Source organism: Anabaena sp. EIM26, assembly GCF_057568715.1.
On sequence record NZ_CM172472.1, the window covers coordinates 3,026,189 to 3,048,320 of the forward strand.

The 22,132-nt window shown below is 38.4% G+C and carries 16 protein-coding genes; 7 read left to right on the plus strand and 9 right to left on the minus strand.

Annotated elements, in window-relative coordinates; translation table 11 throughout:
• Positions 1 to 5: 5 nt before the first annotated feature.
• From gyrA to AC012T_RS13345, 7 genes are all read right to left on the minus strand, one after another.
• Positions 6 to 2,645, minus strand: coding sequence for a DNA gyrase subunit A (gyrA, locus tag AC012T_RS13315; protein WP_487058982.1), 2,640 nt, complete (start codon positions 2,643 to 2,645; stop codon positions 6 to 8).
• Between the two features lie 439 nt (positions 2,646 to 3,084).
• Positions 3,085 to 5,193, minus strand: coding sequence for an NHLP family bacteriocin export ABC transporter peptidase/permease/ATPase subunit (locus tag AC012T_RS13320; protein ID WP_487058984.1), 2,109 nt, complete (start codon positions 5,191 to 5,193; stop codon positions 3,085 to 3,087).
• Positions 5,194 to 5,263: 70 nt separating this feature from the next.
• Positions 5,264 to 6,745, minus strand: coding sequence for an NHLP bacteriocin system secretion protein (locus AC012T_RS13325; protein WP_487058986.1), 1,482 nt, complete (start codon positions 6,743 to 6,745; stop codon positions 5,264 to 5,266).
• A 225-nt stretch (positions 6,746 to 6,970) separates the two neighbouring features.
• The gene (locus AC012T_RS13330; protein WP_487058987.1) at positions 6,971 to 8,008 is read right to left on the minus strand and encodes a cyclic nucleotide-binding domain-containing protein; all 1,038 of its coding nucleotides are present in this window, start codon (positions 8,006 to 8,008) and stop codon (positions 6,971 to 6,973) included.
• A 153-nt stretch (positions 8,009 to 8,161) separates the two neighbouring features.
• On the minus strand, positions 8,162 to 10,561 hold the full coding sequence (locus AC012T_RS13335; RefSeq protein ID WP_487058989.1) for a two-partner secretion domain-containing protein: 2,400 nt from the start codon (positions 10,559 to 10,561) through the stop codon (positions 8,162 to 8,164).
• A gap of 663 nt (positions 10,562 to 11,224) precedes the next feature.
• Positions 11,225 to 11,386: a hypothetical protein gene (locus AC012T_RS13340; RefSeq protein WP_487058991.1), complete on the minus strand. Its 162-nt coding sequence runs from the start codon at positions 11,384 to 11,386 to the stop codon at positions 11,225 to 11,227.
• 702 nt (positions 11,387 to 12,088) lie between these two features.
• Complete coding sequence (locus tag AC012T_RS13345) at positions 12,089 to 14,992, minus strand: NHLP bacteriocin export ABC transporter permease/ATPase subunit (RefSeq protein ID WP_487058993.1); 2,904 nt, start codon at positions 14,990 to 14,992, stop codon at positions 12,089 to 12,091.
• 268 nt (positions 14,993 to 15,260) lie between these two features.
• Here AC012T_RS13345 and AC012T_RS13350 point away from each other — a divergent pair, with 268 nt between their 5' ends.
• Together AC012T_RS13350 and AC012T_RS13355 are read left to right on the plus strand one after the other, a co-directional pair.
• Positions 15,261 to 15,473 carry a hypothetical protein gene (locus tag AC012T_RS13350; RefSeq protein WP_487066577.1) on the plus strand — a complete coding sequence of 71 codons (213 nt, stop codon included), beginning with the start codon at positions 15,261 to 15,263 and terminating at the stop codon, positions 15,471 to 15,473.
• A 48-nt stretch (positions 15,474 to 15,521) separates the two neighbouring features.
• Positions 15,522 to 16,454, plus strand: coding sequence for a histone deacetylase family protein (locus tag AC012T_RS13355; RefSeq protein ID WP_487058995.1), 933 nt, complete (start codon positions 15,522 to 15,524; stop codon positions 16,452 to 16,454).
• Here the strand turns inward: AC012T_RS13355 and AC012T_RS13360 are convergent.
• On the minus strand, positions 16,446 to 17,003 hold the full coding sequence (locus tag AC012T_RS13360; RefSeq protein ID WP_487058997.1) for a GNAT family N-acetyltransferase: 558 nt from the start codon (positions 17,001 to 17,003) through the stop codon (positions 16,446 to 16,448). The two genes, AC012T_RS13355 and AC012T_RS13360, sit on opposite strands and share 9 nt — an antisense overlap.
• A gap of 283 nt (positions 17,004 to 17,286) precedes the next feature.
• On the opposite strand from AC012T_RS13360, the gene AC012T_RS13365 reads away from it, so the two are divergent.
• From AC012T_RS13365 to AC012T_RS13375, 3 genes are all read left to right on the plus strand, one after another.
• Positions 17,287 to 17,424, plus strand: a complete 138-nt coding sequence (locus AC012T_RS13365; protein ID WP_487058999.1) for a hypothetical protein — start codon at positions 17,287 to 17,289, stop codon at positions 17,422 to 17,424.
• Between the two features lie 498 nt (positions 17,425 to 17,922).
• Complete coding sequence (locus AC012T_RS13370) at positions 17,923 to 19,287, plus strand: UDP-N-acetylmuramoyl-tripeptide--D-alanyl-D-alanine ligase (RefSeq protein WP_487059000.1); 1,365 nt, start codon at positions 17,923 to 17,925, stop codon at positions 19,285 to 19,287.
• Positions 19,288 to 19,416: 129 nt separating this feature from the next.
• Positions 19,417 to 19,593 carry a hypothetical protein gene (locus AC012T_RS13375; RefSeq protein WP_487059001.1) on the plus strand — a complete coding sequence of 59 codons (177 nt, stop codon included), beginning with the start codon at positions 19,417 to 19,419 and terminating at the stop codon, positions 19,591 to 19,593.
• Between the two features lie 26 nt (positions 19,594 to 19,619).
• On the opposite strand, the gene AC012T_RS13380 is transcribed toward AC012T_RS13375, so the two are convergent.
• Complete coding sequence (locus AC012T_RS13380; protein ID WP_487059003.1) at positions 19,620 to 20,156, minus strand: P-loop NTPase family protein; 537 nt, start codon at positions 20,154 to 20,156, stop codon at positions 19,620 to 19,622.
• 349 nt (positions 20,157 to 20,505) lie between these two features.
• Between AC012T_RS13380 and AC012T_RS13385 the strand changes: the two genes are divergently transcribed.
• Together AC012T_RS13385 and rph are read left to right on the plus strand one after the other, a co-directional pair.
• Positions 20,506 to 21,081: an adenylate kinase family protein gene (locus AC012T_RS13385; RefSeq protein WP_487066579.1), complete on the plus strand. Its 576-nt coding sequence runs from the start codon at positions 20,506 to 20,508 to the stop codon at positions 21,079 to 21,081.
• A 293-nt stretch (positions 21,082 to 21,374) separates the two neighbouring features.
• Positions 21,375 to 22,118 carry a ribonuclease PH gene (rph, locus tag AC012T_RS13390; protein WP_487059005.1) on the plus strand — a complete coding sequence of 248 codons (744 nt, stop codon included), beginning with the start codon at positions 21,375 to 21,377 and terminating at the stop codon, positions 22,116 to 22,118.
• Positions 22,119 to 22,132 lie beyond the last annotated feature (14 nt).

The window sequence follows — 22,132 nt, forward strand, 5'->3', positions numbered from 1 at the left end:
TATAGTTATTCGGCTGCTTCTAACTCGCCAATTTCGCCAGTTTCACCAAGTTCACCAGTTTCAACCGTATCTGCTGGAACAATCGCTACTCCTGTAATAGCATCATCTTCGTCTAAACGCTGCACTCTCACCCCAGTAGCTGAACGTGATTGTACGGAAATTGCATTCACAGCTTGACGAATAATGATACCGCGATTTGTGACCATCATGATTTCTTCGTCGTTGTTGACAATGTGCAGGGTTGCTAGTTTGTCTTTGGTTTTGCGGTTTTTAAATTTGGTGGCTGTTAAACCTTGACCGGCACGATTTTGGAGTCGGAATTGTGCAACTGGAACGCGCTTTCCATATCCTCCCATCGTAATTACTAACACCCAAGGGCCAGTACTGTTGTTGGGTACTTCTGCGGTTTCTTCGGTTTCAATGATTTCTTCGGTTTCGATGATTTCTTCGGTTTCGATGATTTCTTCGATTTCCGCTTCTGTCTCGGTATTCAAAGTTTCGAGAACTGCGGCTGGAAGAATATCCATTCCCACTAATTCATCACCTTTTTTGAGTTTCATGGATTTTACACCACGAGTCGCCCTACCGAGGGGACGCAGTTGTTCTTGGGTACAGCGGAAGTGAATAGCCATGCCGTTACGAGAACCAATGATGACGCTATCTTCTACTTTTGCTCTTCGTACCCAGCGTAGTTGGTCGCCTTCTTCTAAGGATATGGCAATTAAACCATTAGCGCGAATGTTACTAAATGCTGCCAGTGCGGTTTTTTTGATGTTACCGCCTTTGGTGAGCATGATCAAATATTCATCTTCCCTAAATTCGTCTACAGGGACGATGGAGGTGATTTTTTCTTCTTTGGGTATGGGTAACATCTGCACGATGGGTGTACCGCGACTGGTACGAGAACCAAGGGGGATTTGATAGGTTCTCATTGAGTAGACGACACCGCGATCGCTAAAAAATAGTACGCTATCGTGGTCGCAGCAAGTGAAGAAATGCTCAATGGTGTCATCTTCTTTGACTTTAGCCCCGGCTTTGCCTCTTGTAGCGCGGCTTTGGGCTTCAAAGGTACTCACGGGCATCCGTTTGATGTAGCCTTGTTTGGTAATCAGAATCAGGACTTTTTCATTAGCGATGAGGTCAAGATCATCTAAATCACCTTCACCGTGGGTAATGAGTGTGCGTCGGGGTGTAGCGAAGCTAGTTTTGATTTGACTAATTTCGGTTTCAATAATTTCTAACACCCGTTCCCGTCTGTCCAAAATATCCTGCAAGTCGGCAATTATATTTTGTAATTCTTCGTGTTCCAGACGAATTTTATCGGCTTCTAAGGCTGTTAACCGTCGCAATTGCATTTGCAAAATTGCATCTGCTTGTACTTCTGAAAGTCCATAGGTTGTAATTAACTCCCCTTTAGCTGTGGGTGCATCTGGTGCATGACGAATTAAAACGATAATTGCATCTAAATGTGATAAGGCAATTAATAAACCTTGTAAAAGATGATCTCGTTCTTCTGCTTTTCGCAGTTGGAAACGTGTCCGTCTGTTAATGGTTTCGATGCGGAAATCGAGGAAGACTGTTAAGAAGTCTTTAATGGTGAGGATTTGGGGTTCACCATTCACCAATGCCAACATATTCGCGCCAAAGTTGGCTTGCAGTGGGGTTTGTTTGTAAAGGTTATTTAAAACAACACGGGGATAAGCATCGCGTTTTAATTCTATGACGATTCGCATCCCATCGCGATCGCTCTCATCCCGAATATCAGAAATGCCATCAATGCGCTTATCGTTCACCAACTCGGCAATTTTTTCGATTAATGCCGCTTTGTTGGTTTGGTAAGGCAATTCTGTGATAATAATTGCCTCCCGGTCTGGTCTATTTCGTTGTTCAATAGTTTCAATATTGGCAACGCCGCGCATGGTAATGGAACCGCGCCCAGTGGTGTAAGCTTCTTTAATTGCTGCTGTTCCTAAAACCAGCGCCCCGGTTGGGAAGTCCGGCCCGTGGATATACTGCATTAACTGAACTGGGGTGATTTCTGGATTGTGAATTAGTGCCACTAACCCATCAATCACTTCTCCTAAGTTGTGAGGAGGAATGTTTGTGGCCATTCCCACCGCAATCCCAGAAGAACCATTGAGTAGTAGTTGGGGAATACGTGAGGGTAAAACTGTCGGTTCTTGTTGGGAACCGTCGAAGTTATCGGCAAAATCTACCGTTTCTGATTCAATATCTTGCAATAATGCCGCGCTGGTTAGACCTTGCAAACGACATTCTGTGTACCGCATTGCCGCCGGCGGGTCATTATCTACAGAACCAAAGTTACCATGTCCGTTGATTAAAGGCGATCGCATCGAAAAATCCTGCGCCATCCGCACCAACGCATCATACACAGCCGTGTCACCGTGGGGGTGAAATTTACCTAAAACTTCCCCCACCACACGGGCGCTTTTCCGAAAAGGGCGATCGGGCAGCAAACCCAACTCGTGCATGGCGTAGAGAATGCGTCGATGCACAGGTTTTAGACCATCCCTGGCATCTGGCAGCGCCCGACCTACAATTACGCTCATGGCGTATTCCAGATAAGATCGCGACATTTCATTTCGCAAATCCGTCGGGATAATCCTCTCCTGTGAGGTTGTCATAAACTACAAAACTCCAAAAAATGCAGGTTTTAGCCTTTGTACTTGACAAAATACAAAATTATGTCAAATTAGTCTTGAATAATTGTCATATTTTGCTATAATTTTAACATATATTTATCCTAGTTTGTGGACAAAGTAGCTCTACAAAAATCTAATCCAATAGAAACTTAAAATTAAAATCTTCTATCATATGTTCAAGACAAATTGAGAAGTGAGAATACAAGAGTTTAAATTAATACTTTGATATTTTTTATTGATACATTTATTCGGATTTATTTATCCTTAAAGCCAATATTATTAGCCAAAAATAACCACCATAAATTAATCATATTAGGATTTACAGCCCATAGCAGATCAATGAAGTAAAGAATCTAAATTCAACGCCAGACACCCGAACCCCAAACTCCGAACCCCTGACTCCTGAATTTTGTGCTAATTTTTACTTATCTAGTAAATAACTATAAGTTCCTGCTTGCGATCGCAATTCTTCATGACTTCCACGTTGTACCACCTTTCCTTTATCTAACACAATAATTTCATCACAGTCTCGAATAGTGCTAAGACGATGGGCAACAATAATACAAGATACACCACGACGACGAATATTGCGATCGATAATTAGTTCAGTTTCCGCATCCAAAGAACTTGTAGCTTCATCCATCACCAAAATCACCGGATTTCTGACTAAAGCCCTAGCAATTTCTAAACGTTGGCGTTGTCCCCCACTAATATTTAAACCACCCTCACTTAATTGAGCATTGTATCCTCCGGGTAAAGACATAATCAAACTATGAATTTCCGCATCCTGACAAGCTTTTATAATATCAACATCTGATATAGATTCATCCCAAAGAGTCAAATTATCTCTAACTGTTCCCTCAAACAAAAAGATATCTTGTTCCACCATTGCCAATGAATTTGCTAATACCAAACGTGGAATTTGTTGACGAGGAATACCATCAAACAAAATTTCCCCATTCCAAGGAGTATAAAGCCCTGTAATTAGTTTGCTAATCGTAGATTTACCAGAACCACTACCTCCCACCAATGCCACTCTCTGTCCTGATTGGACAATCAAGTTAAAATTCTCAACTAAAGGCGCTTCTAAGTGATTGTAGCCAAACGTAAGATTACGTAACTCAACCTGTCCCTCTAATAATAACGAAACATCATCATTTTTAATCACTAATTCTCTAGTAACTTCAGAATCGATAGCATTATTAAAAACATCATCTAGACGTTCCAGATCAGCCTCTAAAAGTTGTAAATTAGCACCAAAATTGACCAAGCTATTAACTGGTTGGAGAAAACTAGTTACCAAACTTTGATAAGCAATTAACATTCCCATACTCATGCTACCTTCCATCACTCGCACACCTCCTACTACTAAAATGATAGTAGTTGCAAGATAGCTAAAAATTGTTGGTAACAGATTTAAATATAAACTCTGTAAATCTAGCTTTTGTTGGGCATTATGAAATTTAGTATAATATCCGGCAAACTTAGCAAATAAACTTGATTCTAAGCCAGATGATTTCACCGTTTCTATATTTTGAATCCCACTAGTAGCAAAACCATAAAGTTGATCTCGTTCTTGACTTACCTTTAAGTTTGCATCTACCCGAAATCTTTTCACCATCTGTAAAGTTAAAAGATTAAGAACAGCAAAGCTGATGGTCATTATCGTTAAAACTTGATCATAAATGAGCATCATCACTGCATAAAATACCAACATCAAGGTATCAATGATTGTCGTGCTGATATTATTTAAACCATTAACTACATTTTTATTCAAATTTACACGATTACTAATATCACCAGCGAAACGTTGAGCGTAAAAATTGATAGGTAAACGCAGAATATGCCAAATAAAATTACCTGTCATCACCATTGATAATTTAATAGTTAATCGCCGCAAATATAGTAATTGTAATTGCCTTATTAATATTTGGAGTATAGCGGTAATTACTATAGCCAACAACAGAGGTTTTAGCCATTCTTCTCGCCCTTGAATGAGAATTTCATCTGTAAAAAATTGTGCAATTGCAGGTAAAGCTAACCGAGTTAACGTCAGCAGAATTCCTGCTAAAATGGATAACAGCAAAGCATCATAGGAACTTTTAAACCGGGAGTATAAAGCCAAAAAAGTATTGCGCTTTTCTCCAGCTTTTTTAAAATCTTCTCCCGGTTCTATTACTAATACAATACCCGTATAAGCTTCATTGAATTCCTGCTTAGACACCTGGCATCTACCACTAGCTGGATCATTAAGATAAACCCAATTGATGCTAAATCCTTCTACTACTAAAAAATGGTTAAAATTCCAAAATACAATATAAGGAAATTGAACTTTTTCTAAAGATTCTAGACCTTTTTTATAACCTTTTGCTTGCATTCCATAACGTCGGGCAGCTTTGAGGATATTTGCAGCTTTACTACCATCTCTCGATACCCCACATTCTTGACGTAGTTCTGCCAGAGGGACAATGCGCTGATAATAAGCAAGAATAATACCCAGTGCGGCTGCACCACATTCAGTCGCTTCCATTTGCAGCACTGTTGGCGTTTTTACCCTCTTTCTCGAATATTTAATAAGTTGCCAGAAACTCTGGCAGGGATTAATTGATGCCACTCCATTCCCTCAAAAATGGTAAAATAAATGTGATAGGTTGTCTTTGTTCTAAAATAATATTGACTTTAGTAGTTGTTCCCGAAGATAACTTTAAGTTTGTTGGCCCAGTAGAAGAAGACCATTCATATTTGCTAAAATTAGTAAAATTTGGTTTTAATTCAGCCCATACTTCTATTTGTGGTTCTTGAGATTTGGTAACTATACTTTCTACTAATTCAGTATTACCAAGAACATTCACCGCACCTTGTTTAGTAACGGGAAAAGGTGAAACAGAGATAACCTTACCAACAATACCCCCAAATTGTTCTCGCTTCACACTAGTAGGAGTAATTTGAATTTCCATTCCAGGTTTAATTTTTTTACCATCTCCTACAGAAAAATATGTAACTCCTACTAATTTTTCAGACGCTGCTGCTTTTATTTCTAGAGAACCAATGCTAGTCCCAGTATTAACTACCTGTCCATTACTGGTAGTGAGTTCAAGAATACATCCAGTATAAGGGCTTTTAATAATGCTGTTGTTTTTGATTTTTTGTTCCAGGGTATCAATTTCTTGTTTGTTTTGTAAAATTTGATTTTTTCTGTTAATTACATCGGTGAAATTTTGTTGTTTTAGAGTTTTTTCTTTGGTGGTTATTTCTTCTAACTTAACTTGTATTTCAGATAAATTATTAACATTATCAATGTATTGTTTTTCTGTTGTAGTTATGTCTACATCTAATTGCTTTAGCTGTGCTTTAATATTAGATATATTTTGTAGATTTTGTCGATATTGTTGATCAGATTCTAATACTCCATCTTTGGAAATTGCTCCCTTGGTAAATAGTTCTTGCCTTTTCTCTAATCTCTCCCGAAATACTGGCACTAAAGCTTCTGTATCCTTGAGATTTTGCTGCAAACTTACTTGTCGCTGTTGGATAGCACTATTAGTTTGATTTTTAAGAATAGGACTTATAACTTGATTATCTCGCAGCCGTTGTTGTAAACTTTCCCTTTGTTGCTGTAATGCTAATTTTTCTAGTTGATTTTTTTGCACTTCTAGATTAGTAGCTTCAATATCTTGTTGTTGTAATACCTCTAATTTAGTTTTTTCCTGTTGTAGCTGTTGCTTAAGATCAATTGGGTCAATGAATGCTATTATTTCTTCTGCTTGTTCAATTTCATTACCATTATTCTTCTTTAAACAATCCCCAACTTTTACATTTAACTGTTTTATTTGTCCAGAAATAGGGGATTGTATGTCTACTATTTGACGAGGATAAATTAATACTCCTTTGCCACTAACCGAAATAGGAATTCTCCCCAAGAACATCCAAACAATAATTAGTAAAAATAATGTGCTTAATACAGATAAATGTAGCCAATCTTGAGGCTTAATAATATGAATTAGTAGATCTAATTGCTCAGGGGAAGATAAATGATCTAGCGCTTGTTTTCGGAATAGATTTTTATTTTTATCATTAGTCATTTTTTTAGATATCTGGTGATCATAGATGAGCGTTTATCAGCCAGATTATAAGAGGGTGTTTGAAAAGTTGGAAAAGGTATAATTTGTCATTCTGAGTGGAACGTTCGCGTAGCGTTCCGAAGGAAAGAATCTAGGGTTTGAGCGATTACTCGGAGATGCTTCACTACTTATCCTACGGGAAGCAAGCTACAGCATGACTTTTAAAACATCCTCTAAACTGTTATCTTAATAACTATTTCTGACTTGTTTTAATAGCCAATTAAATCTGGTTGCAGCTAGTGCTGTATTTTCCAAAGTATCTAAATTCAGTTCATCTTCATCTTCCATAGCTTCAGAGACAGATTGACTTTGAATATATGCCACATTACGATAACCTCTGCTAATCATTCTTTCTCTTAATCTATCTGTGATAACTACTGTAATTGCCCGATAAAAACGGGATGCAAATCCCATATCATTCTCTAGTTTAGTTCTCAATTTCTGCTGAGGAATTGCCAATAAGAGTGATATTGCTGATGCTTTTACTGTGGCAGAAGCTTTTCCTGTTTCTACAAAAGACATTTCTCCTACTATTTCCCCTTGTGGTAATTGAGCAACTTCTTTAATAATTTTTACTTCATTTTCAATAATTTCTAAAAATACTGCTAATTTGCCTTCAAGAAGGATATAAAGTGACTCTACTGTTTCTCCTTGTTGGAGTAATACTGTCCCTGGTGAATATTGCAACAATTTTCCTGTAGCGAGTATCCAATCAATATCAATATCATCTAAAATTCCAAATACAAATAGGACTTTTCTCAAAGGAGGATTCGACAATACTTTGCGGCTAACTAAAAGAAATGTGATTTTCCGCATTCGTTCAGCAAGCAAAATGCAAAGACTTTGATAAAAACGGGATGCAAAACCTAAATCATAATTTAGTTTAGATGATAATTGTTGCCAAGATAAAGATAAAACCACTGAATTTTCAAATGACTTGACTGTGGCTGATGTTGGTAGTTTATCTAAAAAAGAAATTTCCCCTACTATCTCTCCTGGTGTGATTCTAGCAATTTCCTGATCAGGATTTTCCGTATCTACCTCAGACTGCTGGGAGACAAAAACCGACAAAGTTCCCTCTAAAATAATAAACAGATTATGAATATAACTTCCTTCTTGAATTAAGATATCACCAACAGCTAATTCCCTCTTTATGCCTTGATCTAAAATCCATTGAATATCTTGCTCTTGCAACACACCAAAAGGAGAAAGTTTTGGTTTCATAACTTGAAATTTTATGGTATCAGAACTATAGCATATAGAACTTACTGTACAAAATGCACATGATATGTATGAAGGAAATAGCCTAATTTCGGGCTTTTGGAATAACCTGTTTATTAGTTAGGACTCTAGCATGATGCCAGAATTGTTTTGATATCAGGGTTTGGAACAAGAAATTGAAGGAAGTATAGGACTAATAGACAGAGTATTCACTGCCTTAGCAACCAAATGAACTTGACCTTGATCATCAATCACCCATCCTTGTGCTTCCAAAATCTCTTTTTGAGGAATGGCACTAACATCAACTGGTTGAATATCTCTATTATTTTTCTGACTGGGTACTAAATCTACTAAGTCAACTAGTGCTGTTGTACCTGTAAATAAATCATTGGGACTAGATGGAAATCCACCCTTGCCAGTAACAGTAAATTGATTTTTTTGAAGTGCAAATTTTCTACTAGTCACACATCTCTGATCAATCTGATTGGTGGTATCAAGCACATTAGTAGATAATGTGACTAATCCTTGGGAGGGATCAATATTTAGGGTATTGATGGTTACTTGACCATTTAAGCCAAACTGAGAACTAGCTGTAATATCACTAAATTCAGTGTTTTGGAGATTATAATCTATGCCAAAAATCCCTTGTGTTGTGATGTTAATGTTACCTCCATTGCCTTTGTCAGCGTTGGCAATAATATCACTATTTTCTGAAGATAATGCTACAACAAATCCATCTTTAGCATCAATGATAATATTACCACCGTTAGCTAAACCAGAAGCTTGTGCGGAAATTAGACTTTGATTCCGCATCAGCAATAAATTTTGCAGAGATAGGGTAATATTCGCACCTTCTCCGCTTTCACTAGCGCCAGTATTCGCTGTTAATTTACCTTGATTCAGAAACAATTTATCTGCTGTTACTGTTAAGTTACCTGCCTGTCCAAAACGATTACTAACTGTGATCGTTGCTCCGTCGCTGACGCTCAACTGCTTTGTAGTCACATCCAAGTTACCCCCAATACCAGGATTGTTTACAGCCAAGCTGTTAGCAAACAAGCCAGTAATCTTATTATCACCTATCAGTTCAATTGATTCCTTAGCGGTGATAGATAAATCACCAGCTTTACCTGATGTCCTTGTGGATGTTGTGATTGCTCCCCCCCCTTGAATAATTAATCGTTTTGTATAAATGGTCAAGTTCCCACTACTTCCATTCCCATTACTGGCATCTGAAAAAATACCAACACCATTTCTGGGATCTGGATTAGAACCAATTACTTCTATAGACTCTGAGGTATTGATAGTCACATCACCTGCTCTGCCATTGCCAAAGGTGCTAGTAGATACTACACCTCCATCTTGAATAATTAGTCGCTGGGTTTCCATGATAATGTTTCCCGCATTATTTGCAGATGAAGTTTGATTATATAAGCCACTACCGAAATTAGTGCCTGCTCCAACTCCAATCAGTTTGATAGAATCAGATGTGTTGATCAATAAATTGGGTGTATTGATGGGATTAAAGTTTTCGGCAAAAATATAAGAACCTTCACTAATAGTTAAGTTCCTTCCTTGAATCGTAATCACATCAACACCTTGACTATTAGAAGTTGAATTTGGGTTATGTTTTACTTCAATTGCAGCGCCTTGAGATATAAGAATGTCTTTAAAGTTGTGTACTCCTTGATAGCCTAATTCCCAACCTAAAGCTAGTGGTTTGAGGCTGACTAAACTGTTGTCACTAACACTTCCTAACTCAATTCTGCCTTCAACAGTTGCCGCACCACCTTCAAAGTTGATATCACCTCCAACTAAAGCAAATGTATGCCCTAAATCTACCTGAAGACCTAGTTTACTCAGGTTGGTGATGCTGCCAGAATTGGAGCTAAATTGTAAGCCCAGGGGAACATGAATACTCAGTAAAGGCTTAACATCAGGATGAATAGCGCTAAATTGGATACCATTTTCAAAGTTGATACTACTGGCGGTGCTGCCTACAAAAGAGCCTTTGATATCTAGGCTGGCGTTTTGACCAAATATAATTCCCTGGGGATTAATCATAAACAGGTCAGCATTGCCCAATATCCCCAAAGTTCCCAAGATTTGAGATGGGTGAGAACCGGTGACTCTTGTGATAATTCTTTCAATACCAGCAGGTTGAGAGAAGTAAACACCTCTTTCTTGCTCAACATTGAATTCTTGGAAACTATGGAAAAGGTTAGCACCACGAGCAGCACCGCCATCAATGCGGTTAATACTCATATCCTTGCTATTTACGGTTTGGGTAATGACGGAGTTTTCAGTTCCCAGGGTAGTATCAGGAGTAAGTTGTGCTGAGGTTTTTTGTGTTGATAAGGAAGTTAAAATTACAAAATATACAATAGATTTAACTACCCAACCTCTTTGATGAAGTGGCCAGATGAAATCGAAGCTTCTCTCTGTGTAGGAAATAGATTTTACGTTTAATTTAGTGGATTTGTTCAGTAGTGTGGATTGTAGAAAACTAATACACGATAAATGAGAGTTATGACAACGCGGCACAAGTTTTTTCATGATTTTTGATGGTCTTGATAGTAATTGCACTGCATGAATTTTTTATGCCATCCTCAATAATTTCCATTACTTCAAATTTAATTCTATGCAGTTGCTAAAGCTGTTTAAAATGCTCATGAAGATGCAATTTTCAATAATTTTATTAAGAGTAATATTTAATCAAATAGCAATAAAAAACATCTATACGAATCCGGTTGTATTACTGAATTACTCGTGAAGGCGGGGAATAGGATTTTAGAAAGTTCGGTGTGCTTTGTGTACTGAGTTTTTTAATCTCAAAGCGCAGGCTTCACCAACAAAAATCAAATAGGATTCCTATATTCCTAGGACTGACGCACTGTAGAAACTTCATATGATATTTATGCACGAAATTACCTAGTTTCAGGCTTTTGGAATCGCATATTAGTGCGGTGCGTCAGATAGATAAAATCTGTATGTGTCCTAAATTATCGGGTCTGACGTGGTTGGTGAGCTTGCCGAACCGCACCCTACAAGAGATAAAATTCATATTTGATAGATTGTGTCAATGCGTAAGTCCTAATTCCTATATATGGATATGGTGTATTAAGGACTTTGCCCTAATACACTCAAATATATGAAAATAATTATGATGGGTTAAAGTTTGTTACACCGTCAGATAAATATTCAGTGACTGGATGAGACTTAGACATCTACTGGGGCAAGTGGGGATTGGGGTTTACCACCTGCAACGGTTTCTAACTGCTCATCACTTAATTCCAAGTCTTCTTGCTCTTGTTCTATATCTGTTGTTTCAGATGGTTGAGATATATCTAGATTAGACTTTGGCTCAATTGTGTTAGACATGATTATTTGCGCTCCTAGTTAATTTTATTGATTTATATGTGCCAACTCTATCTCTAGGCTGATACTTTGCTAGATTATCTGCCGTTTAAGAGACACAGTATTTTTGCTCAACAGCAAATTTTTTTTATATCTGTGTATAGATAGCATACTATGAGGGAATCGTAATTCTTACCCATAAACATAAATTTTCATCATATCTTTAAATACCAGAGCTTTGCAGCATACGCCTATTAGTAGACTAGTTACGCAGCATTAAAACCATCCATCTTAAATAATTAGGACTTAGGCAAGATGTGTCTGAAAACCTGATGATTATGTAGCGTTAATTCATGAATTAAGCTGTTGTGCATTTAATTTGTATAAGTATGGCGGGCAAGATGCCCACCCACAGGATTTAACCATTTGAGGATTATCCAATCTAGGTGCGTAACAGATTACTGCTACTTTCATTCTGTTTTGCGTAAGTCTTGATAATACCTGAGTTCGACATCAGATCATTTGTGGAAAACTCTCCCCCAGTAGGAGTTTCAAACCCTTATTCTCTCGCTCTTAAAAATGATAACTTCGTTCGCGTAGCGTCTCCGTTCGGCGAAGCCGTGCCGTAGGCATAGGAGAAACTCCTCACACCGAACTCAGGTGATAATGATTTTTTGAATTTCTTCCAACCTGCTATTGGCTGTATATTTAATTAATTGTTCCGGTTTAGTCTAGTTGTCGGGCAATGAGTTTGGTGAATATTCCTGGTTGTTGCATCAGTTCTGTAAATGAACCAACCTGGACAATTTGACCGGCTTCTATGACGTAGATGCGGTCTGCATGACGAATGGTGCTAAGACGATGGGCAATGACGATTCTGGTGACATTCAATTGATTTAAATTTTCGGTGACGATCGCTTGGGTATGATTATCTAAGAAACTGGTAGCTTCGTCCATGAAGATGATTTTAGGTTGAAAGACGAGCGATCGCGCAATCATTAACCTCTGCAATTGCCCACCGGAAATATTACTACCACCTTCACTCACTAAAGTATGTATTCCCATCGGCATGGCTTCGATATCTGCGGTTAAACCTGCCATTCTCACTGCTGTCCAAGCTTGTTCCATAGTCACAAATGACCCGGTGGTGATATTGTCAAATATCGACCCTTGCATGACTTTGCTATTTTGCAGCACTACTCCCAATTGTCGCCGGACTGCGGAGAGGTTTAACTGGGCTAAATCTTGATCATCATAGGATATTGTTCCCTTTAAGGGCGTTTCAAATCCTAAGAGTAAGCGCAATAGTGTTGATTTACCACTTCCTGAAGGGCCAACAATGGCTATAAATTCTCCTGGTTCAGCATTAATAGTGACATCATTCAATATCAATTGTCCATCCTGACGGTAGCGGAAACTCACATTTTTTAATGTTACACGCCCCTGTAAAGGTTCTGGTTCGGCTTGATTCGATGCAGATTCTAATTCCCCTTGTAAAATTGATGCTGACCGTTGCCACAAAGGTATAATGTGGACTATACCCACTAAAGTATTACTGAGGGAAGTTACCCCGACGAAAAATGTTCCAAATGCAGCGTTAAAAGCTAAAAATGTTCCTAGTGTCAAATCCCCTTGACCTATTAAATTGTTTTGCATGGCTGTAAACCCAAACCAATAAAGTAGCAGGTAACTAACTGGTAAAAGTAGGTCATTAAATATGGAAACTATGTGATTGAGGCGGATAATTTCATTGGTAAACTGGATCTGCTGATTGTAACTTTTTGCCCAAATAGTAAATGCTCTTGTTTCTGCGGCTGCAACTCGTATTTTAGCAACTCCGTTCAGCATTTGCACCACTAGACCCTGAATGCGACCAATCAATACTTCCTGTTGGCGTTCTTGGGCTAATAATATCAAGCTAGAGAAGATTGTAAAACTGATCCCTACTAGGGCAACTATAACTCCTACTAAAGCTAGTTGGGGGCTGTAAATAAACATTAGCCCCAGGTTTAATAAGGCAAATACTCCACTTAAAAGAGTGCGTTGAATTGCACCGCTAATCATGCTATATATTTGGCTGACGGACATGATTCGCAGTAGCATATCGCCACTATTAAACTGACGAATAAATGAGGGTTTCAATCTCAATAATCTATCCCAAACTGCTGTTTGTATTTGACTACTAGTTCCTTCGGCTATTCTTTGGGAGATTAAACCTTGGGATAGGTTCAAAATAGTCCTGCCAAAGCTGACAGCTAATAAACCTACAGTTAGTTGAATGAGGAGGAAGCGATCGCTGTTGGGAATGGCTGTATCAATGAGAATGGCTGTAGCCTGGGGCGTAATCATGCTCAATAATGTCCCCACTATCCCCACGGCTATAAGTACAAAAACGTCTCTCTCAAATCCTTTAATGCCAAATTTCAGCACATCTGTTATTTTCTTGACTACCGATGGGAAAGGTCGGTAAAACATATAAGCCTCTGGTGCTAAAGTTGTGGCTATATGTTCAGAAACCAAGGTGTGAGTCTGTAGTTCTGGATCAAATAAGAAGTAGCGATCGCCTTGACTTTTGTCAATTAACAGTGCTACTGGACGATTTTCGGCTTGAGTAAACGCCAATAACGGCCCATTATCTTTTCGCCACCAGTCTCCTGCTAATATGACTTTGCGGGTGCGAATTTGGGTAGCTTGAGCGATCGCTTCTACTATATCTTTGTTTTGACGCTGACTTTTCTCTGATAATTTGGGGGAAACAATCCTAATTCCCATAACTTTACCAACAGCCCCAGCCGCAACTAATAATGGTGTTTCTTTTTTCTCAAATCTCTGTTGTGGCTGTGTTAAATTAGAGGCTAAATTTGAAATTGCTGTCTGAATATTTTCATGGTTAAGTCGTTGCTGTTTTTGTAATTTCTGCACTTTCAATTCTATTTCTTTTAACGAGAATTGATAAAAATAGTTATGAAAATATTTATAAAAATAAGTTAACCCAATCAGTAATTGTTCATAATTTAAATCCGCAGTCATCCTAATTTTAAGTTCAGTTTGTGTAATCGGTTGCAACCAAGTCCCAGAAGTAATTGGAAACCATTTTTTCTCATCTAAAGAAAAATCTTTTCTACCCATCCATAAAGCATCACCTTCACACACCTGCACCCAAATAACTGATTGATGTCTAGCTTGTAAAAATTCCCCAGGTGATAAAGAAAGTTGTTCTAAATCTTTTTTGACAACAACTTTTACATTCGGTTTTGATTCTCCTATCACTAGTTGATTTAAACTAATGAGCCAGGTTTCTATTAAGTTTGTAAATAGCGGAGTTTCTGCTGTATTCTCCTCTATCCCTGCAATCATATCGCTAAATTCTAATAACTGAAGTTCTGTATCTTCCAAAGCTATGGCTACAATACCGCGTTGAGTATTAGTTTCTGGTTCATGCCATAATCTAGATCCAAATACAGCTTCTCCCTGGCTAACACAGAAAAGATAACGGCGATTTCCTATTGGTTTTTCTGCCTCAACTTTAGTACTAAAAAGTGCCAAAGAACCTGATTTTACTAACCATACTTTTTCAATGGTATCTAGGAGAAGTGGTTTATTTCCTTTAATTTGATGTATTTTAATCATAAATATTCAACCAAGCTCAAAATTATTTTATGTTATTAAGATAATTCCATAAAAAACATGATCCAATGGAGTAGGGGTAATTCATGAATTACCCCTACTTTCGCGGGGACAAGCTTTAGGGAAATGTGGGTTAAAACAGAATCAATCATTCTATGGAGTTCTCTAAGTCTTTTGGATGAGGAATTTTTAGATCACAATTAAGCCTATAGATAGGTAAATTTAACAATCAGATTGTTTAGGCTAGGTTGGTAAAGCTATGAAAAAATTCATGAATCAAGAAACAGTTCCCAATCAAGCCGAAAAGCTGAACCCTGAAGAAGAAGCATCACAATTAAGTCTAGAGTTACTAGACAAAATTAAACATCCACCAAAAATGGATGATGTCATTCGAGAACAATCACCAACTGAAAAACGCGGAAATCCAGCTTTAGTTCCCGAAATGATGGATGAACCCGCTAATGAAATGACTGGGTTGATTTAAAGAGGAGTCAGGTTAGAATTACATTCAGTGTTTTGACTCTTCTAATTCATGCTACCAGTTATATATTCTGATGAATTTCTAGAACACCAAACCGGACGCTATCATCCCGAAAAACCGGAACGTTTAATAGCTATTGTTAATGCTTTGAAAAGTGCCAGCTTTGCTGAGAAGCTAGAATGGCTATCTCCTACCCTCAAATTAGGGTTGATGTCTTGGATAGAAACTGCCCATACTGCAACATACATTAGCAAACTACAAGCGATAGCGAAGCGCTCCGCAGGAATCGCTTCCAGTGGTGGTGGTTATTTAGATGGAGACACCCCAGTTTCTCCCCGTAGCTATGACGTAGCTTTATTAGCGGTTAGCGCTTGGTTAGAAGGGGTAGATGTAGTTTTAGCCAGAGAAAATCCCGCCTTTGTATTAGCGCGTCCACCGGGACATCATGCCGAAAGTGATGCAGGAATGGGTTTTTGCTTATTTTCTAATGCGGCTATTGCGGCTTTATACGCCTTACAACAACCAGGAGTTAACCGCGTCGCTATTTTAGATTGGGACGTACATCATGGGAATGGTACTCAAGCGATAGTGGAGACTCACTCACAAATTGCATATTGTTCTCTACATCAATACCCAGCTTATCCCGGTAGTGGGAAAGCTTCCGAAAAAGGTTTACATCAGAATGTTCTCAATTTACCTTTACCCCCTGGTAGTGATATTACTGTCTATCAACCTCTATGGAAAAGTTTGATTTTACCTTTTTTAAATAAGTTTCAGCCAGATTTACTGATCATTAGTGCTGGTTATGATGCATTAAAAGATGATCCTTTAGCAAGTGTCAATTTGCAACCTGAAGATTTTGGTTTATTTACAGAATATTGTTTAGGTATAACTCGCAAAATTTTATTTGGCTTGGAAGGTGGCTATGATTTATCATCATTATCACAATCAGTAGTTGCCACTATTGAACGCTGTTTAGCCTAATGCTGTATTTTTAGTATAGATATCTGCTAATTTGTGGATTCTATACTCAACTATATTTAAGACTTTGCCACTCAAATTAATATGCTGATATTTTAGATAAATTTGCCCTCCTAGTTTTTCTACAATCCTGCGGCTGGCGGCATTTTCACGATCTACAGGATATCTCAAATACTTGTAATCTAAGTTATCGTCAGCCCATTGTTTCAATGATCTAATTGCTTCTGTAGCATAGCCTTGATTATGTGCTGATTTTTTCAACCAAATTCCTGTTTGGGGCGATTTACTATTAATTTTATATATGCCACTACAACCTAAAAATTCTTGAGAATCTTTCTTTAATATCACAACTATTAAGTTCTCTCCTTTTTTCATTTCTAGTAAAGATTCATTAATAAAAAATTCAGTATCTTCAATTTCTCTAGGTGGGGCAGCATATAAATAAGTTGTGATTTCAGGAGTGAATTCTCGAAAAATATCTTCTTTATATTTAAGTGATATCGGCTGTAATAATAGGCGATTGGTGGATATTGCCAAATGTAAATATTCCATAATCTTCCTCACAGTAGATGTAATCAATGACACGGAATTATAAAGTTGCTTACGGTACTTAGAAGTGGCGTTATTTTTACTTATAGTATTTTTCTGTATTGTCTTTCACCAAATCAGGGCTAAATTCATCAAATCTTTAGCGATAAAAATTTGTCATGATCTCCTGAAAGAGCTAAAGTTTTGTTAAGATGCTATTGCTAGGGATTAATCAGCAAGATCAATCCATCTGGATGCTGAGACATTAATAGTACTAGCAACTGCTTAAAGTTCTGAAGGTGAACAAATGACCACCTATATGTTTTTTGACGATGCCCTCCGAATGTTGACCAATGCCTATTTGATCTCAGCAATTCTTTTAATTGCAGCTTCGAGTATAGGTTTGGCAGTGATTGAGACGATTGAAAAAACAGGAGATCACTAAGTTCACTTTCTAGGTGTGCTTCAGCGACCAAAAAATTCTCTGTCCGTGTTCCCTTTGTGTTAATCATGGGAACAGTAAGCCCTACAAGTCTCACAGCGTTGCAGGTTTACCTGGAAGTGATCAACCGCGCAGGTAACTGTACCGCTATCGGGACGGTTATTGACAGTAGGGGAAGGAAAAAACAAGCTTGACTTTTTCTTTATTGATGACGAATCAGGAGTATGACTCTACACAGGAAATTGGCTAACTAAATACCATTGATGGAGAGTAGGAAAAATATTTTTTACAGTACATAATTACTATTATTCAGAAATATATTTTTTTAATAAAGAAGACCGCTGTATCTTTTCTGTATTTTCTCGGATAAATATTCCTTAATGAAGTTTTGTAAATAAATAGTTTTGTGAAGTTTAAAAGTATTGAAATTGATGCATTATTTCTGACCCTAAGGATTGTAGGATTTGGTTATCTGATTTCAAGACCCTATCGTTTATCAGTATGCCTGTCTCTGCTACTCTATCCCAACTAGTTGAAGTTCTTTTAGCGAATCCTGTTAATGTATCTGTATCTGCTTTAGCTCAATTGGGCATTGGTATGCAAACAGATACCAGAGTTTTGCAACCTGGTGAAGTGTTTATGGCTTTACGAGGGGAAAAATTTGATGGACATGATTTTGTGGAGATAGCGATCGCTAAAGGTGCGATCGCAGCTATTGTAGATTACGACTATGAAAACCCTGGATTCCCAGTTTTGCAGGTGAAAGACACCCTCAAGGCATATCAGCAAATTGCTAGATGGTGGCGTGATTCCTTTGCTATGCCGGTGATTGGGGTAACAGGTTCGGTGGGTAAAACCACAACCAAGGAAATAATCGCCGCAGTTTTAGCCACTCAGGGACGAGTTCACAAAACCTATGGGAATTTCAATAACGAAATTGGTGTCCCCAAAACCTTGTTAGAACTCGGTGCAGAAGATGATTTTGCTGTGATAGAAATGGCAATGCGAGGAAGGGGACAAATTGCCGAACTAACGCAAATCGCTAAACCAACAATTGGATTAATTACTAATGTGGGAACGGCACATATTGAGTTACTCGGTTCAGAATTAGCCATAGCTGAGGCGAAATGTGAATTATTAGCAGAAATGCCTAGTGATAGTGTGGCGATTCTGAATCATGATAATTCCTTATTAATGGAGACAGCAGCGAGATTTTGGCAAGGGAAAGTGATTAGTTATGGCTTTTCTGGTGGAGATATTCAAGGGAAGTTAATTGATAACGAAGTTGTAGAAGTAGCAGGAATGCGTTTACCTTTACCGTTACCAGGTCGTCATAATGCTACTAATTTTTTAGCAGCTTTAGCAGTAGCTAAGGTATTAGAAATTGATTGGAAATCTCTACAAGCTGGGGTAGTTGTGAATATGCCTAATGGGCGATCGCAACGGTTTACCTTAGCTAATGATATTTTAATCTTAGATGAAACCTACAATGCTGCCCCAGAGGCGATGTTAGCGGCGTTGCAGTTATTGGCAGATACCCCCGGAAAGCGAAAAATAGCTGTTTTGGGGGCAATGAAGGAATTAGGGGCAAGATCCCCTCAATTGCATCAACAAGTTGGGGAAATGGTGCAGAATTTGCAGTTAGATGGTTTGCTGGTTTTAGTTGATGGACAAGATGCAGAAACTATCGCCAAAAGTGCTGTTGGCATACCTTCTGAGTGTTTTGTCACCCATACCGATTTGGTAGCGAGATTGAAGAATTATATGCAGGAGGGCGATCGCTTATTATTTAAAGCAGCCCATTCCGTTGGATTAGATCGGGTTGTCAATCAATTACGGGTAGAACTAGCCTACCCCACAAGATAAGACCATTTATTTTCTGGAAGTCCCTTTCACGGGGACAAGCTTTAGGGGAATGATATTAAAACAGGATCAATCATTAGACATCTTTGAAAATTAAATTTGCGTTTCCTAGAAACCTTGTAGAGACGTTTAATGGGTAGGGATTCTCGTCTCTACAATTCTTTTCCAGAGATGTCTATTCTATGGAGTTCTCTAAGAGAACTCCACAAAAAAGATGATCCAATCTTGTGGGATGGGCATCTTGCCCGTCCTTGTATTATTAGCGGGCAAGATGCCCGCACCACAAGAAATTTTGGGATATTTTTTTAATTGGAGAACTCTAAGTCATACCTTTTTTAAGGCTGATGACTACGACGAATTTCTGTAATTTGATCTGCTACATCTAGTAGAGATTTCGATATTTCTGTGCCGGTGAGAATGATATCAACATGAGGAGGGCGTTTTGCCAGAAACTCTAAAACCTCTGCTTCTGGAATTAAGCCGAAGTTGATAGCTAAACTTAACTCATCTAAAACAAAGAGAGAGTATTTCCCTTCAGATACTACTTTTTGTGTGTACTGCCACAATATTTGTAAAGCTTGGTTTTCGGTTTCGTCTAAATGTGGGGTGTCAATACAACGGGGTAAGTCACAGCGAATCCAATCTAAATTTTGAACCATTTGAATAGGCTTGTCATTTCCTTGACGAATACCACCTTTGAGAAACTGCACTATCAATACTGGTGTACCTTGACCTGCTATTCTCAGCGCTTGTGCCATAACGCTTGTGAAAAAGTTACGATGGGGACTAGTGAAAACTTGTAATAGTCCCTCAACTGAATATGGTAAGCTGAGAGTCGAATTGATACTTGGGGTTTCTAGTTGTGCAACCATAGGGTTAAGTTTAAAAAGTCACAATAAATTAAATAGTTTTCGTTGAGAGTAGTAATCGTAAATCTAAGCTGTATAATCAGTCTGTTTTGTACAGGTCTAGTGTATTTCATGATTGCCATTATTTAGTCAAACACTAGATTTATTCTGAAGTCAAGAGCTATTTTGATTTACATTTTTGTTTTTCTTACCTGAAGGTAGTTGTAAAAATAGAAACAAATAATTGGCAGTATTTATCAATTAAAACTCTGGGCTAGGGGCTGAAAATCATTAAAAAAGTAGATTGATCATTTTATTTGGGCAAAACAGAGTTAGGTGGTAGTGAATTTAAGATGATGAGGAGTGAATGATTGTGAGATTGGTGATTCTAGGAGGTTCAGGATCTGGAAAAAGTACTCAAGCACAAAGGCTGTGCAAATACTTTGATATTCCGCTGATTTCCACAGGTGAGATTTTACGAGACGCTATCTCTGGTGACAAAACAGGCAATGGCTATGGTGAACTGAATGATTTAGGACGTAATGCCCGTGCTTATGTGATCAGAGGGGAATTAGTCCCAGATGAAATGATGATTGAATTTATCAAGGTGCGTCTGAGTCAACAGGATGCTAATTGTGGTTGGGTATTAGAGGGCTATCCTCGAACGGCTTTTCAAGCGGAAGAATTAGATTTTTTATTGGACAATTTGGGAGAAAAGTTAGATTGGGCAATATATCTGCAAGTACCACAGGCAGTAATGGTTAGCCGTTCCTTAGGGCGATCGCTCCCAGATGATCAACCAGAGATTGTACAGCGGCGTGTAGAGCTATTCTACGATCGCACTATCCCTATCTTAGAATATTATGACCGTCGTCGTCGCCTATTAACTATCAATGGTGATGATTCCCCAGAACAGGTACAGCAAAATATTCTAACTTTACTTGGATGACAGGAGGAGGCAGGGGGCAGATCACAAGGGTATGTATTTTACATTGTCGTGAAGGCAAGACTTGGAGGACAAGGCAGACAAGGTGACAAGGTAGGAAAACGGTACAAACGATGTACGATTAGTAACAAGAACTGAGGCTCAACAGACCATTTTTTGTAGAAAATCTTCCTTGTCTACAATACCTCCTTGTCTTCCTAGTCCTGTGAGGCAGGGGGCAGGGAAGAAAATCACCAATCTTCCGTGATCCTGCGGTAATGTAAAAGGCAGAATAGAAAAATTTTGAGGCAACTTCAATGACTTGGCAGCGTCCAGATGGTCGAAACCCCTACGAACTCCGTCCACTGAGTTTTTCTCCCAATTTTACCCGCTTTGCACCTGGTTCGGTTCTGGCAAAATGTGGTGATACGCAGGTACTTTGTACTGTTAGCATTGCTGAGGGCGTGCCTAGATTTTTAAATGGGACTGGTAAAGGGTGGTTAACGGCTGAGTATCGGATGTTGCCATCTGCTACACAACAGCGAAATGATAGGGAATTGTTGAAATTATCAGGACGGACACAAGAAATTCAACGTTTAATTGGCAGGAGTTTAAGGGCTGCTTTGGATTTTGAGGTGTTGGGAGAACGGACGCTGACTGTAGATGCTGATGTGTTACAAGCAGATGCGGGGACAAGGACAACGGCGATTACAGGGGGTTTTATAGCTTTAGCTCATGCCATTTCTCAATTGTTGCAGCAGGGGGTGTTAGAGCGATCGCCTTTTTGCGGACAAATAGCGGCTGTTTCTGTCGGCTTATTGGAGAAAGAAGCGTTTTTGGATCTTAATTATATTGAAGATGTCGCCGCATCTGTAGACTTTAATGTAGTCATGAATCAAAACCTGGAAATTATCGAAATCCAGGGAACAGCAGAAGAAGGCAGCTTTAACCGTCAGCAGTTAAACCAGTTGCTAGATGTTGCAGAAAAAGGGATTCAGGAATTATTAATTGCCCAACGGAATGCAATACCTGACTGGAAAACTCTGTTTCGAGGAAATTGAGATGCAATATTTCC

Coding starts and splice junctions, on each gene's coding strand:
- AC012T_RS13360 (WP_487058997.1), bottom strand. CDS start 17,003: ATGGAATATTTACATTTGGCAATATCCACCAATCGCCTATTATTACAG.
- AC012T_RS13320 (WP_487058984.1), bottom strand. CDS start 5,193: ATGGAAGCGACTGAATGTGGTGCAGCCGCACTGGGTATTATTCTTGCT.
- gyrA (WP_487058982.1), bottom strand. CDS start 2,645: ATGACAACCTCACAGGAGAGGATTATCCCGACGGATTTGCGAAATGAA.
- AC012T_RS13365 (WP_487058999.1), top strand. CDS start 17,287: ATGACCACCTATATGTTTTTTGACGATGCCCTCCGAATGTTGACCAAT.
- AC012T_RS13340 (WP_487058991.1), bottom strand. CDS start 11,386: ATGTCTAACACAATTGAGCCAAAGTCTAATCTAGATATATCTCAACCA.
- AC012T_RS13375 (WP_487059001.1), top strand. CDS start 19,417: ATGGGTAGGGATTCTCGTCTCTACAATTCTTTTCCAGAGATGTCTATT.
- AC012T_RS13325 (WP_487058986.1), bottom strand. CDS start 6,745: ATGACTAATGATAAAAATAAAAATCTATTCCGAAAACAAGCGCTAGAT.
- AC012T_RS13330 (WP_487058987.1), bottom strand. CDS start 8,008: ATGAAACCAAAACTTTCTCCTTTTGGTGTGTTGCAAGAGCAAGATATT.
- AC012T_RS13335 (WP_487058989.1), bottom strand. CDS start 10,561: ATGAAAAAACTTGTGCCGCGTTGTCATAACTCTCATTTATCGTGTATT.
- AC012T_RS13355 (WP_487058995.1), top strand. CDS start 15,522: ATGCTACCAGTTATATATTCTGATGAATTTCTAGAACACCAAACCGGA.
- rph (WP_487059005.1), top strand. CDS start 21,375: ATGACTTGGCAGCGTCCAGATGGTCGAAACCCCTACGAACTCCGTCCA.
- AC012T_RS13380 (WP_487059003.1), bottom strand. CDS start 20,156: ATGGTTGCACAACTAGAAACCCCAAGTATCAATTCGACTCTCAGCTTA.
- AC012T_RS13350 (WP_487066577.1), top strand. CDS start 15,261: ATGAATCAAGAAACAGTTCCCAATCAAGCCGAAAAGCTGAACCCTGAA.
- AC012T_RS13370 (WP_487059000.1), top strand. CDS start 17,923: ATGCCTGTCTCTGCTACTCTATCCCAACTAGTTGAAGTTCTTTTAGCG.
- AC012T_RS13345 (WP_487058993.1), bottom strand. CDS start 14,992: ATGATTAAAATACATCAAATTAAAGGAAATAAACCACTTCTCCTAGAT.